Here is a 13,395-nt window from a genome sequence, read left to right on the forward strand (position 1 = left end):
GGTTAAAGATCAAGGTAAGGGCCCCATGTCAAATCGAGCCGGACCCAACCACCGAGCCGGGCCGGACCCAACCACCGAGCCGGAAGAACCCACCGAGCCGGGCCGGACCGGACCGGACCGAACCACCAAGCCCAGCCCGACCCGACCCGACTCCACGCGACCTCACTCCAGCACGATCAGCAGATCCCCACCTTCGACCTGCTGCACCCCACGCACGGCCAACCGCTTGACCCGCCCCGCCTTGGGCGCGGTGATCGCCGCCTCCATCTTCATCGCCTCGATGGTGGCGATCGTCTGACCGACCTCGACCACGTCGTCCTCGGCCACGCTGGGCGTCACCACCCCGGCGAACGGCGCCGCGACGTGCCCCGGGTTGCCCCGATCCGCCTTCTCCGCCACCGGCACCTCGGCCGCGATCGACCGGTCGCGCACCTGGATCGGCCGCAGCTGCCCGTTCAACGTCGCCATCACCGTGCGGATACCGCGCTCGTCCGCCTCACCGATGGCCTCCAACCCGATCAGCAGCCGCACACCGGGCTCCAGGTCGACCTGGTACTCCTCGCCGGGCTTGAGCCCGTAGAAGAAGTCCTTGCTGCCGAGCACGCTCGTGTCGCCGTACGCCTCGCGGTGCGCCAGGAACTCCTTCGTGGGCGCCGGGAACAGCAACCGGTTCAGCGTCGCCCGCCGGTCGGCCTCCAGCCCCTTCACGTCATCGTCCGTCAGCTCCGCAACACCCTTGGGCGCGGCCCGCCCCTGCAGCGCCTTGCTCCGGAACGGCTCCGGCCACCCGCCGGGCGGGTCGCCCAGCTCGCCGTGCAGGAACCCGATCACCGAGGCCGGGATGTCGAACCGGCCCGGGTCCGCCTCGAACTCCTTCGGCGACACACCCGCCCCGACCAGGTGCAACGCCAGGTCGCCGACCACCTTGGACGACGGCGTCACCTTCACCAGCCGACCGAGCATCCGGTCGGCCGCCGCGTACATGGCCTCGATCTCCTCGAACTTCTGCCCGAGCCCGAGCGCGACCGCCTGCGTGCGCAGGTTCGACAGCTGACCACCGGGGATCTCGTGCGAGTAGACCCGCCCGGTCGGACCGGGGATGCCCGACTCGAACGGCGCGTAGACCTTCCGCACCGACTCCCAGTACGGCTCCAGGTCGCACACCGCCCGCAGGTCCAGCCCCGTCGCCCGGTCCGTGTAGTCGGTCGCCGCCACGATCGCCGACAACGGCGGCTGCGAGGTCGTGCCCGCCATCGACGCCACCGCGCCGTCCACCGCGTCCACACCGGACTGGATGGCCGCCAGGTAGGTGGCCAGCTGCCCACCCGCCGTGTCGTGCGTGTGCAGGTGGACCGGCAGGTCGAACTCCTTGCGCAACGCCGTCACCAGCCGTGCCGCCGCCGGCGGGCGCAGCAGGCCGGCCATGTCCTTCACCGCGAGCACGTGCGCACCGGCGCCGACGATCTGCTCGGCCAGCTTCAGGTAGTAGTCGAGCGTGTAGATCCGCTCGTCCGGGTTCGACAGGTCGGCGGTGTAGCACAGGCACACCTCCGCGACCGCCGTGCCCGTCTCCCGCACCGCCTCGATCGCCGGCCGCATCTGCTCGACGTCGTTCAACGCGTCGAAGATCCGGAAGATGTCGATACCCGTCTTCGTCGCCTCTTCGACGAACGCGCTGGTCACAGCCTCGGGGTACGGCGTGTAGCCGACCGTGTTCCGGCCGCGCAGCAGCATCTGCAGCGTGATGTTCGGCACCGCTTCGCGCAACGCCGCCAGCCGCTCCCACGGGTCCTCCGCGAGGAACCGCAGCGCCACGTCGTACGTCGCACCGCCCCACGCCTCCAGCGACAGCAGCTGGGGCGCCATCCGCGCCACGTGCGGCGCCACCGCCAGCAGGTCCTTCGTCCGGACCCGCGTCGCCAACAACGACTGGTGCGCGTCGCGGAACGTCGTGTCCGTGACGGCCAGCGCCTTGCTCTCCCGCAGCCAGCGGGCGAAGCCCTCCGGCCCCAGCTCGTCCAGCTTCTGCTTCGACCCCGCCGGCGGCTCGGCGTTGAGGTCGACCACCGGCAGCTTCACCTTCGGGTCCACAACGGACGGACGCGGGCCGTTCGGCTTGTTGACCGTCACGTCGGCCAGGTAGGTCAGCATCCGGGTGCCGCGGTCGGCGGAGTGCCGCGCCGTCAGCAGGTGCGGGCGCTTCTCGATGAACGACGTCGTGACGCGGCCCTCGTAGAAGTCCGGGTCGTCCAGCACCGCCTGGATGAACGGGATGTTCGTGGACACGCCCCGGATGCGGAACTCGGCCACCGCGCGCCGCGCCCGCGCCACCGCCGCCGAGAACGTGCGACCGCGGCACGTCAGCTTGACCAGCATCGAGTCGAAGTGCGCGCCGATGACGGTGCCGGCGCCGGTCGTGCCGCCGTCCAGCCGGATGCCCGAGCCGCCCGGCGAGCGGTAGGCGCTGATCATGCCGGTGTCGGGGCGGAAGCCGTTGGCCGGGTCCTCCGTCGTGATGCGGCACTGCAGGGCGGCACCGCGCAGCTGCACGGTCTCCTGGCTCAGGCCGAGGTCGCCCAGGTTCTCGCCGCTGGCGATGCGCATCTGCGACTGCACCAGGTCCACGTCGGTGACCTCTTCGGTGACCGTGTGCTCGACCTGGATGCGGGGGTTCATCTCGATGAAGACGTAGTTGCCGTTCGGGTCGAGCAGGAACTCGACGGTGCCGGCGTTGCGGTAGCCGATGTGCCGGGCGAACTTGACCGCGTCGGTGCAGATCCGGTCGCGCAGCTCCGGCGAGAGGTTCGGCGCGGGCGCGATCTCGATGACCTTCTGGTGCCGGCGCTGGACCGAGCAGTCGCGCTCGAACAGGTGCATCACGTTGCCCTCGCCGTCGGCGAGGATCTGCACCTCGATGTGCCGCGGCTCGACCACGGCCTGCTCCAGGAACACCGTCGGGTCGCCGAACGCCGACTCCGCCTCGCGGGACGCGGCTTCCAGGGCCTCCCTCAGCGCGGCGGGCTCCTCCACGCGCCGCATGCCACGCCCGCCACCACCCGCCACGGCCTTCACGAACACCGGGAACGCGATGTCCTCGGCGGCCCGCACCAGGGCTTCGATATCGCTCGACGGCTCGCTGGACTTGAGCACCGGGAGGCCGGCTTCCCTGGCCGCGGCGATGGCGCGGGCCTTGTTGCCGGTCAGCTCGAGGACCTCCGACGGTGGGCCGACGAACGTGATGCCCGCGTCCGCGCAGGCCTTGGCCAGCTCGGGGTTCTCCGACAGGAAGCCGTAGCCGGGGTAGACCGCGTCGGCGCCCGCCTTGCGGGCCGCCTTGATGATCTCCTCGACGGACAGGTAGGCCCGGACGGGGTGACCGGGCTCGCCGATCTCGTACGACTCGTCGGCCTTCAGGCGGTGCAGGGAGTTGCGGTCCTCGTGGGGGAAGACGGCAACCGTGCCCGCGCCCAGCTCGTAGGCGGCGCGAAAGGCCCGGATCGCGATCTCGCCGCGGTTGGCGACAAGAACCTTGCGGAACATGCGGCGTTCCCTCCCGGTTACTCGGCGAGTCCCGCCCGAGGGGGCGGGACTCGATGAATCAAGGCACGCTACCGTGCGCTTCCCGCCCCTCGGGAGTTCCATCTCACGTGACGGACGTCATCGTGATCGTTCACTCACCCGGTCAAGGCAGACGCGACCTGGGATCACGCCCCGGGATTCTCCCTTGCGCGGTCTCCTCGCGCAGCCCCCGAGCGCACGGCACGCGGGCGGCGGATTGACGGCCCCCTTTCACATCGCCCTACCGCACCACCCGCCAAACGCGATTAACCCCACACGGTGGATCACCGACTCGTTACGGTGCGTTCGCTGCATCGGGTGACTACGCCGCGCGACTTCTCGGTAGGGTTGGCCCATGGCCGGGGCTGAAGGGACTGGGCAGCCTGCTGCCCGCACCCATTTCGACGTCGTACTGCGCGGGTACAACCAGCGCCAGGTGAACGAGCGGGTGACGCGGCTCGAGTTCGACCTCAAGAACTCGAACCGGGCCCGGGACGCGGCGTCGGCCCAGGTCGCCGAGCTGAGCAAGCTGCTCAACTCCACCCGCGCCGAGCTCGACAAGGTCAAGTCCCAACTCGGCAAGCTGGCCACCAGCCCGGCCAGCGCGTCCAACGTCACCGAGCGCGTGCGCGTGATGATGACGTTGGCCGAGGAGGAGATCGCCGACATCCGCAAGGCCGCGCTGGACGAGGCGAACTCGACCCGCGCCAAGGCCGAGCGGGCGGCGGCCGAGGGCAAGGCGGCGCACCAGCGGGCGATGGGTGAGCTGGAGGACCGGCGGCGGCAACTGGAGGCGGCCCACCAGCAGCGGACCACCGAGCTGGAGCGGCAGCACGACGAGCGCCGCACCGAGCTGGAGCGCTCGCACGAGGAGCTGCGGGCCAAGCTGACCGCCGAGCACGAGGCGTTGATGGCCGAGACCCGCGCCGACCGCGAGCGGCTGACCAAGGACTTCGAGGCGAAGACCGCGGCGCTGGAGGCCAGGCGGGTCGAGCTGGAGCAGAAGTACAAGGGCTACCACGACGACCTCGACAAGGAGTACGACGAGCTGCGCACCAAGCTCCGCAAGGAGCACGAGGTGCACGTGGTCGAGGCGAAGGCCGAGGCCGCGAAGCTCCTCGAAGCCGCCCGCGCCGAGGCCGCCGAGCTGCGCTCCGAGACCGAGAAGCAGGTCGCCGAGCTGGAGTCCGAGGCGCTGGCCAAGGCCGAGAAGACCGTCACCGAAGCCAACACCCAGGCCGAGAAGACGATCACCGACGCCAACACCCAGGCGGAGAAGACCGTCACCGAGGCGGACGCCCACGCCGACCGCCGCACCACCGCGGCCGACGAGAAGCTGGCCGAGCTGCACCGCGTGCACCGCGCGTTGAGCGAGCAGTTCGCCGCGGCGCAGGAAGCGGTGTCCCGGGCCGTGGCCAGCCTCACGCCGCTGGACGAGGAGGCGGCCGAGGACAAGGCCACCGAGGACGACGCGCCCACCCCTCCGGAGCCCGCGACCACCGACCGTGCCGCTGCCCCGGCTGTCGACGACGCGCCGACCAAACCGGCGACCGCCAAGCCCGTGCCGCCCAAGCCCGCGGCCAAGCCCGCCGGCAAGGCGAAGGACGTGCCCGCGTCCGAGCAGCCGACCACCCAACTGCCGGTACCCAAGGGCAGGCAGCCCAAGTAGGGCCGACCCCGCTCTCGGCCGACCGGCCGGCTACTGGGGCAACTGGTCGGCCGGCACGACCTCGGCCTGGTCGGGCACGGTGATCCCGACCGGCTCACCCCATCCGCGGAACCGGGTCGTGGACTGCTTGACGACCTTGCCGTTCAGCTCGAACCGGTACTCGGCCTGCACGGGCGCGCTCGTGCCGTCCACCCACACCGTCGCGGAGATCTTCACCCCGTACTCGGCCAGCTGAGTGTGCTGCAGCTGGATGTCCTGGTCCTCGATGACCTTGGCCATCTTCAACGCGTCCACCACCAGGTCGTACCGCGTCACCGGCACCCCGTCCAGCTGCTCCGCCGACCGGCCCACGATCAGCGCCGCCCGCGGCTGCACGTAGTCCAGCTCCGCGCCGACCGTCGCGCTCGGCCCGAAGCCGCGCAGCAACGCCGACACCTCGCCACCGCTCGCCGCCGGGTAGAAGCCCCACTTCTTCCCGGCGGGCATCGGCGCGCCCTCGACCTGCACGTACGTGCCGTCACGGACGACCACCAGCGCGATCTTCTTGGGCTGGCCGCCGGTCGACACGTCCATCGTCATCGACGCGGTCACGCCGTCCGCGTCCTGCCGCACCGCGCCGTCCACTACGTTGCGCACCTCGGTGGCCTGCCCGTCGGAGGCGAACCCCTCGGTGTGGAACGTCGCCGTCCCCAGCTCGGCCCGCCGCTGCTCGATGCGCTCGGCGAGCACCGCCAGATCGCCCTTGGGCAGCGAGGACGTGGTCGGGGCCTGATCGGCGGCCGGGGCGGCCGTGCAGGCCGCGAGCACCAGCGGAACCAGGACGAGCAGGAATCGGGGCACAAGCCAGGGTAACCGGGCCGCCGTCGACCCCCGGCTCCCCGGCCCGCACCTACGCCTTCTCCAGGTACTCCGCGCGCTCGTCGTCCAGCAGCCCGGCCACCAGCCCGGCCAGCCCGGGGTTCGCGGTCAGCTCCGGGTCCGCCTCCACGACCTCCTGCGCGACCACCCGCGCCTCGGCGATCACGTCCTCGTCGCGCAGCAGCGACAGCATCTTCAGCCCCGACCGCTTGCCGGACTGGGCCGCGCCGAGGATGTCGCCCTCGCGGCGCAGCTCCAGGTCCAGCTGCGCCAGCTCGAAACCGTCCAGAGTGGACTCGACCGCGCGCAGCCGCTCCATCGTGGACGTGCCGTCCGGCATCTCGGTCACCAGCAGGCACAGCCCCGGCGCGCTGCCCCGGCCGACCCGCCCGCGCAGCTGGTGCAGCTGGCTCACGCCGAACCGGTCCGCGTCCATGATCACCATCACGGTGGCGTTGGGCACGTTCACGCCGACCTCGACCACGGTCGTGGCGACGAGCACCTGCACCTCGTTCGCCGCGAACGCCCGCATCACGGCGTCCTTGTCGTCCGGCGCCATCCGGCCGTGCAGGATGTCGATCCGCAGCCCGCGCAACGGCCCCTCGGCCAGCTTGTTCGCCACGTCCACCACCGCGAGCGGAGGCCTCCGGTCGGAGCCGGCGTCCTCCTTCGGCGGCGTTTCCGCGTCGTCCTCCGCCGCACCGTCACCGATGCGCGGGCACACCACGTACACCTGGTGACCCTTACCGACCTCTTCGTGGATGCGCCGCCAGGCCCGGTCCAGCCACCCCGGCTTCGACGCCACCGGCACCACGGACGTGCTGATCGGCGAACGCCCCTGCGGCAACTCGCGCAGCGCGGACACCTCCAGGTCGCCGTACACCGTCATCGCGACCGTGCGCGGGATCGGCGTGGCGGTCATCACCAGCACGTGTGGTGTCGACCCGCCCGCGCGCCCGCTCAGCGCCGCCCGCTGCTCCACGCCGAACCGGTGCTGCTCGTCCACCACGACCAGCCCCAGGTCCGCGAACTCCACCTTGTCCTGGATCAACGCGTGCGTGCCGACCACGATCCCGGCCTCGCCGGACACGATCTCCAGCAACGCCCGCTTCCGCGCCGCCGCCGGCATCGACCCGGTCAGCAACGTCACCCGCGTCGCGTGCTCGGCACCGCCCAGCTCGCCAGCCTGCCCCAGATCACCCAGCGACTCCCGCAACGACCGCGCGTGCTGCGCCGCCAGCACCTCCGTCGGCGCGAGCATCGCCGCCTGCCGCCCGGCGTCCACGACCTGCAGCATCGCCCGCAACGCCACGATCGTCTTGCCCGAGCCGACTTCCCCTTGCAGCAGCCGGTTCATCGGGTGCTCGCCGGACAGGTCGTGGGCGATGTGCTCGCCTACCTCGCGCTGCCCCGCCGTCAGCTCGAACGGCAGCCGGGCGTCGAACGCCTCCCGCACCAGACCCGGCCGGGGCGGGCACGCGGGCGCGGGGCGGGCCGTCGCCGAACGGCGGCGTTGCGCCAGGGCGAGCTGCACCGCGAGCGCCTCGTCCCACTTCAGCCGCTGCTGCGCGATGGTGATCGCGGCCCAGCCGTCCGGCCGGTGGATGTGCCGCAACGCCTGTTCCAGCCCGATCAGCCCGCGTTCGGCGCGCAGCGACTCCGGCAGCGGGTCCTCCGTCACCCCGTCCCACACCGCGAGCACCTGCTCGACGCAGTTGGAGACGTTCCACGACTGGATGCCCTGCGCGGCCGGGTAGACCGGGATCAACGCGCCGGCGAAGTCCGCCGCCGCGACACCCTCCCCGTCGAGCACCTGGTAGTCGGGGTGGGCGAGCTGGAGCTTGCCGTTGAACATGCCGACCTTGCCCGCGAACATCGCCTCGCGCCCCGGCAGCAGCTCCCGCTCGACCTTGCGCGAGCCGCGACCGAAGAACACCAGGTGCAGGTCGCTGGTGCCGTCGGTGATCACGGCCTCCAGCAGCTCGCCGCTGCGCGACTTCATCCGCCGCTGCCGCGCGCTCTTCACGCGCGCCTGCACGGTGACGTGCTCGCCCAGCTCCAGCCCGGCGATCTCGGTCAGCTTGCCGCGCTCGTCGTACCGGCGCGGGTAGTGGCGCAGCAGCTCACCGACGGTGGTCAGGCCGAGCCCGGCCTCCAGCGCGTCGGCGCTCTTCTTGCCGAGCACCGACACCAGCTTCTCGTCGAAGGTCGTCATCGCGGCCTATTCAACTACTCCACACCGACAGTGAGCAGGGCGTCACGCTGCCCACCCCGGTAAGCGGCCAGCTCGACCTCCGGGTGGACGACGCGCAGGTGATCTTCCAACACCCGTTCCACCCCGTCCGGGGCACCCTGCCCCAGCAGCACGGTGACCAGCTCGCCGCCGCTGGCGAGCATCCGGTCGACCAGCCGGCACGCCAGCTCGCCGACGTCGGCGTCACCGGGCTCGATCACCACGACCTCACCGTCCACCATGCCGAGCAGGTCACCGGGACGGCACCGGCCGACCCACGTGATCGCCTCCCGGTCGGACACCGCGACCTCGCCGCGCCTGGTCGCCGCCGCGGCCTCCGCCATCGCGACCACGTCGTCACCGGCGCGCCTCGACGGCGAGTGCACGGCCAGCGCAGCCAACGCCTGCACCGGCGAGAACGTCGGCACCACCACGACGTCCTGACCCGCGGCGACGGCCTGCGTGACGGCGTCGTCCAGCGGTTCGCGCCACTTCGGGTCACCGGGCAGCACGGTCACCTGCCGCGCCCGCGTGCTCACCACCACGGCCAGCAGGTCGGCGGCCGTCACCTCGTCACCGGGCTCGAACACGACCGCGCCCTCGGACCGGAACAGCTCGGCCGCGCCCTCGCCCTCGACCAGCACGACGATCGCCCGGTCGCGCACGAACCGGGGCGCCTGGGCGGCGATCTGGTCGGCGAACCTGGCCACCGTGATCCGGTGCGGCCGACCCGCCCGGACACCCGCCTCGACGGCCGCGCCGATGTCGTTGCAGTGCACGTGCACGGTCCACAGGCCGGCACCGTCACCGACCACGGACACGCAGTCGCCGACGGCCGTCAGCTCGTCCTTCAGCGCCTCCGCGTCGGGCGTGCCGTCCAGCAGGTACATGACCTCGTACTCGTACTCGGCCGACCCGGCTTCGCGCGCCGTCGTGAGCGCGTCGCGCGGCACCGTGACGACGACCGGCACGTCCTCGACCTCCCGCCCGGTGATCACCGCCGCCAGCGTGTCCAGCAGCACCACCAGCCCGCGCCCACCCGCGTCGACCACACCGGCCCTGGCCAGCACCGCCAACTGGCGGGGCGTGTTGGCCAACGCCTCGGCACCGGCCTTCGCCGCGACCGTGACCACCTCGTCCAGGTCGTCGGACGTGCAGTCGCGAGCTGCCTCGGCCGCCGCGTGCAGCACCGACAGCACCGTGCCCGGCACCGGCGTCGACACGGCGGCGGTGGCCAGTTCGTCGGCACGCCACAACGCCCGCCGCAGCGACGCGCCGGACGCCGTCGATGCCCCTTGCGCAGCCTCCGCCAGACCGCGCAGCACCTGCGACAGGATCACCCCGGAGTTGCCGCGCGCCCCGGCCAGGGCACCGCGCGCGAGCGCGCCCAACGCCGCCCCGACCGTGTCCACGGGCGTCCTGAGCAGCGCGTCCAACGCCGAGCGCATCGTCTGGAGCAGGTTCGTCCCGGTGTCGCCGTCCGGCACGGGGAACACGTTGATGCGGTCGAGGTCCTCCCGGTTGGCGTCCAGGGACCGCACGCAGGCGTCCGCCCACTGACGCACCGCGACCGCATCGAGAGCCTGCATGCCGGCGAGGGTATTCGCACCCGGTTTGGAGGCGGAACGCGCCACCGGCTACCCTGTCTGGGTTGCCATGCCCGGCTGAGGCTTGTGCACGCTTGCGCGCCCGCCGGGGCGTGAGTACCGCTGAAGAAACCTTAAGGAGTGGCTGACGTGGCTGCCGTGTGCGACGTCTGTGGCAAGGGGCCGGGCTTCGGCAAGTCGGTCTCGCACTCCCACCGGCGCACCAACCGCCGGTGGAACCCGAACATTCAGACCGTGCGCGCGAAGGTTTCGTCTTCGACGCGGCAGCGGCTGAACGTGTGCACCTCGTGCCTGAAGGCGGGCAAGGTGGTGCGCGGCTGACGACCCGCGCCTGAACGAGCTTGTCGAAAGGCCCCCGGGACTCGTTCCCGGGGGCCTTTCGGCATGCGGACGAACCAGCCGCCAGGATGACTGTGCGCAGGCAGCGCAGTCACCCGGCGTGACGAGAACTAGGGCAGCTTCCAGTCGATCGGCTCGGCGCCCTGCTTGACCAGCAGCTCGTTCGCCTTGCTGAACGGCCGCGAGCCGAAGAAGCCGCCCGCCGCCGACAACGGGCTCGGGTGGACCGACTCCACGCAGCGGTCGGCGCCCAGCAGCGGCTTGAGGGCACGCGCCTGGCTGCCCCACAGGATCGCGACCAGCGGCGCGTCCCGCTCGGCCAGCGCCTTGATCGCCTGCTCGGTCACCGGCTCCCAGCCCTTGTTGCGGTGGGAGTTCGACTTGCCCGGTTGCACCGTCAGCGCGCGGTTGAGCAGCAGCACGCCGCGCTCGGTCCACGGGGTCAGGTCGCCGTTGGACGGCTTGGGGTGCCCCAGGTCGGACATGTACTCGGTGTAGATGTTGACCAGGCTCTTCGGGATCGGCCGGGTCTCCGGCGACACCGAGAAGCTCAGACCCACCGCGTGCCCCGGCGTCGGGTACGGGTCCTGGCCGACGATCAGCACCCGCACCGAGTGGAACGGCTGCTGGAACGCCCGCAGCACGTTCTCCCCGGCGGGCAGGTAGGTCCGCCCGGCGGCCACCTCCGCCCGCAGGAACTCGCCCATCGCGGCGATGCGATCGGCCACGGGCGCGAGCGCCGCGGCCCAGCCGGCTTCCATGATCTCCTCAAGCGGACGTGCCACGGCGGGACCCTATCTCAGTCCAGGCGCCGCAGTTGTTTGCGGTAGGTCAAGATGTTCTGCACGTACTTGTCCACCGCGAACTGCCACGCGCCGTCCGGCACGACGTAACCCTCGCGCACCTTCGCGGGCACCCCGAGCGCCATCGACCGCGCCGGCACGTGACCCTCGAACGACACCACCGCGCCCGCGCCGACGATCGCGCCGGTCTCCACCACGGACCCGTTGAGCACCACCGATCCGGAGGCGATCAGGCACCGGTCGGCGATGGTCGCGCCCTCGATGTGCACGTTGTGCCCGACGACGCACTCGGCGCCGATCAACGTCGGGTGCACCTCCGTGCAGTGCACGACCGTGCCGTCCTGGATCGACGTCCGCGCGCCGACCTCGATGCGCCCGTAGTCACCGCGCAGCACGGCCTGCGGCCACACCGAAGCGTGCGCGCCGATCCGCACGTCGCCGATCACCGTCGCGTCGGGGTGCACGTAGGCGTCCGGGTGGATCACCGGCTCGAAGTCACCCAACGCGTAGATCGCCATCGCGGTACCTCCCGGCTGTCCTCTACAGATCCTTCGCGAAGCAAAGGCTTTCCGGATGATGCCGGTAGACGCCGAAGTTGTCGATGCGCGCGTACCCATTGGACTGGTAGAGCCCGATCGCCTCCGGCTGGCGCAACCCGGTCTCCAGCACCATCCGCTTGCGCCCGGCCGCCCGCGCCGCCGTTTCCAGCGACGCGAGCACGAGCCGGGCCAAGCCGCGCCCGCGCATGGCCTCCGCCACGTACATGCGCTTGATCTCGGCGTCACCGGGGCGCAGCGAGTGCTCGGCCTCGTCGTGCGCGCGCCACCCGCCGCACGCCACCGGCCCGCCGTCGACGTAGCCGACCACGAAGTGCCCCAACGGCGCGGCGAACTCCGCGGGGTCGACCGGCGTGACGTCGATCTCGCCGTAGCGGTCCAGGTAGACCTGCTGGATGTCGGAGATCAACTTCACCGAGTCTGGATGGTCATACGCGATCGTGCATAGTTCCACACACCGCAGGTTACCTACCGCCAGTGCTCCCAGCCAGGGGGTTTCTCGTAGGCCCGGCCGTCGACGGTGACGCCGCTGCCGTGCCGGACCGTGCCGATGGTGCTCCAGCCCTCGGGCACGGCCCCGGGTTCGGGGAACGTCGCGGCCAGCGCGTGGTCCTCGCCACCGGTCAGCACCCAGTGCCTGGCGTCCGCGCCGAGCGCCGCGGCGACGTCGATCAGCCGCGGGTGCACCTCCAGCAGCTCGGTGCGGATGTCGATGCCGATGCCCGACTCGTCCGCGATGTGCCCGAGGTCGGCCAGCAGGCCGTCGGACACGTCGATCATCGCGGTCGCGCCGGCGGCGGCGGCCTGGGGCCCGGCGGCGTAAGGCGGTTCGGGGTTCCGCTGCGCGCCGACGACCGCGACGGGCGAGCGGAACCCGCGCTGCAGCACGGCCAGTCCGCCCGCGGCCCAGCCGAGCCGTCCGCAGACCGCCACGACATCGCCCACTTGCGCGCCCGAACGGGTGACAGGCTCCACACCACCCATGTCACCCATCGCGGTAACGGAAATCACCAGTGTCGCGGACGACACCATGTCGCCACCCACCACACCGGCACCCGCGACGGTCGCCTCCTGCCACAGCCCGGCGGTGATCCCCTCGACCACGGCGGACGGCGTGTCGGACGGGCAGGCGAGACCGATCAGCAAGGCCGTCGGCAGCGCTCCCATGGCCACCACGTCGGCCAGGTTCACCGCCGCCGCCTTGCGTCCCACCTGCTCGGGAGACGACCAGTCGAGTCTGAAGTGGACACCTTCGACCAGCACGTCGGTGGACACCACCACCCGGCCGTCGGGTGCCGCGACGACAGCCGCGTCGTCACCCGGCCCGAGCAGGGTGGTGGGCGGCTGCGTCCGACCTGCCGTCACCCGGCGGATGAGACCGAACTCACCCACCTCAGCGACCGTGTCCGCGTTCCGCGGCGGCTCCGGACGCAAGATTGCCTCCCGTTCTGAGCATTCGGAACCCCGACTGGGGTACGTTGCTGTGCACGTTCCTACCCCGACCTAACCTGTCGCGACGAAGGGGCACGCCGTGGTGCACGCATACATCCTCATCCAGACCGAGGTCGGGAAGGCAGCCGCCGTTGCGGCGGAGATCTCCGGCATCCCCGGTGTGGCCACCGCGGAGGACGTCACCGGCCCGTACGACGTCATCGTCCGCGCCGAGGCCGACACCGTCGACCAGCTGGCGCAGCTGGTGGTCGCCCGCATCCAGAACGTGGAAGGCATCACGCGAACGCTGACCTGCCCGGTGGTCCACCTGTAGGCACGT

11 protein-coding genes are annotated in these 13,395 nt (G+C 71.6%); 3 read left to right on the top strand and 8 right to left on the bottom strand.

The window, feature by feature from the left end; translation table 11 throughout:
* Positions 1-162 precede the first annotated feature (162 nt).
* Positions 163-3,540: a pyruvate carboxylase gene (locus A6A25_RS17965; RefSeq protein WP_073891568.1), complete on the bottom strand. Its 3,378-nt coding sequence runs from the start codon at positions 3,538-3,540 to the stop codon at positions 163-165.
* A 373-nt stretch (positions 3,541-3,913) separates the two neighbouring features.
* On the opposite strand from A6A25_RS17965, the gene A6A25_RS17970 reads away from it, so the two are divergent.
* A complete protein-coding gene (locus A6A25_RS17970) occupies positions 3,914-5,227 on the top strand; it encodes a hypothetical protein (RefSeq protein WP_241828771.1) in 1,314 nt (437 codons plus the stop codon).
* A 30-nt stretch (positions 5,228-5,257) separates the two neighbouring features.
* Here A6A25_RS17970 and A6A25_RS17975 read toward each other — a convergent pair whose 3' ends face one another.
* The 3 genes from A6A25_RS17975 to A6A25_RS17985 are packed head-to-tail and all read right to left on the bottom strand — an operon-like array spanning position 5,258 to position 9,907.
* Positions 5,258-6,067: a hypothetical protein gene (locus A6A25_RS17975; RefSeq protein WP_073891572.1), complete on the bottom strand. Its 810-nt coding sequence runs from the start codon at positions 6,065-6,067 to the stop codon at positions 5,258-5,260.
* Between the two features lie 49 nt (positions 6,068-6,116).
* Entirely contained in the window at positions 6,117-8,300 is a 2,184-nt protein-coding gene (recG, locus tag A6A25_RS17980; RefSeq protein WP_073891574.1) for an ATP-dependent DNA helicase RecG, read from the bottom strand.
* 14 nt (positions 8,301-8,314) lie between these two features.
* Complete coding sequence (locus tag A6A25_RS17985) at positions 8,315-9,907, bottom strand: DAK2 domain-containing protein (protein WP_073891576.1); 1,593 nt, start codon at positions 9,905-9,907, stop codon at positions 8,315-8,317.
* A 147-nt stretch (positions 9,908-10,054) separates the two neighbouring features.
* On the opposite strand from A6A25_RS17985, the gene rpmB reads away from it, so the two are divergent.
* Positions 10,055-10,246: a 50S ribosomal protein L28 gene (rpmB, locus tag A6A25_RS17990; protein ID WP_073891577.1), complete on the top strand. Its 192-nt coding sequence runs from the start codon at positions 10,055-10,057 to the stop codon at positions 10,244-10,246.
* Between the two features lie 128 nt (positions 10,247-10,374).
* Here the strand turns inward: rpmB and A6A25_RS17995 are convergent, their stop codons facing one another.
* From A6A25_RS17995 to A6A25_RS18010, 4 genes are read right to left on the bottom strand one after another with little or no spacing between them, the layout of a single operon-like run.
* Positions 10,375-11,049, bottom strand: coding sequence for a uracil-DNA glycosylase (locus A6A25_RS17995; protein WP_073891580.1), 675 nt, complete (start codon positions 11,047-11,049; stop codon positions 10,375-10,377).
* 14 nt (positions 11,050-11,063) lie between these two features.
* Complete coding sequence (locus A6A25_RS18000) at positions 11,064-11,585, bottom strand: gamma carbonic anhydrase family protein (RefSeq protein ID WP_073891581.1); 522 nt, start codon at positions 11,583-11,585, stop codon at positions 11,064-11,066.
* Positions 11,586-11,607: 22 nt separating this feature from the next.
* Positions 11,608-12,039, bottom strand: coding sequence for a GNAT family N-acetyltransferase (locus A6A25_RS18005; protein WP_380735258.1), 432 nt, complete (start codon positions 12,037-12,039; stop codon positions 11,608-11,610).
* A gap of 53 nt (positions 12,040-12,092) precedes the next feature.
* Complete coding sequence (locus A6A25_RS18010; RefSeq protein ID WP_073891585.1) at positions 12,093-13,058, bottom strand: thiamine-phosphate kinase; 966 nt, start codon at positions 13,056-13,058, stop codon at positions 12,093-12,095.
* A gap of 97 nt (positions 13,059-13,155) precedes the next feature.
* Between A6A25_RS18010 and A6A25_RS18015 the strand changes: the two genes are divergently transcribed.
* Positions 13,156-13,389 carry an Lrp/AsnC family transcriptional regulator gene (locus A6A25_RS18015; protein WP_073891587.1) on the top strand — a complete coding sequence of 78 codons (234 nt, stop codon included), beginning with the start codon at positions 13,156-13,158 and terminating at the stop codon, positions 13,387-13,389.
* Positions 13,390-13,395: the final 6 nt, after the last annotated feature.

Source organism: Saccharothrix sp. CB00851, assembly GCF_001905065.1.
Lineage (GTDB): Bacteria > Actinomycetota > Actinomycetes > Mycobacteriales > Pseudonocardiaceae > Actinosynnema.

Bases quoted from the DNA above. Each gene is read 5' to 3' on its own strand.
- A6A25_RS17965 (WP_073891568.1), bottom strand. From the start codon at position 3,540: ATGTTCCGCAAGGTTCTTGTCGCCAACCGCGGCGAGATCGCGATCCGG.
- A6A25_RS17970 (WP_241828771.1), top strand. From the start codon at position 3,914: ATGGCCGGGGCTGAAGGGACTGGGCAGCCTGCTGCCCGCACCCATTTC.
- recG (WP_073891574.1), bottom strand. From the start codon at position 8,300: ATGACGACCTTCGACGAGAAGCTGGTGTCGGTGCTCGGCAAGAAGAGC.
- A6A25_RS17985 (WP_073891576.1), bottom strand. From the start codon at position 9,907: ATGCAGGCTCTCGATGCGGTCGCGGTGCGTCAGTGGGCGGACGCCTGC.
- A6A25_RS18000 (WP_073891581.1), bottom strand. From the start codon at position 11,585: ATGGCGATCTACGCGTTGGGTGACTTCGAGCCGGTGATCCACCCGGAC.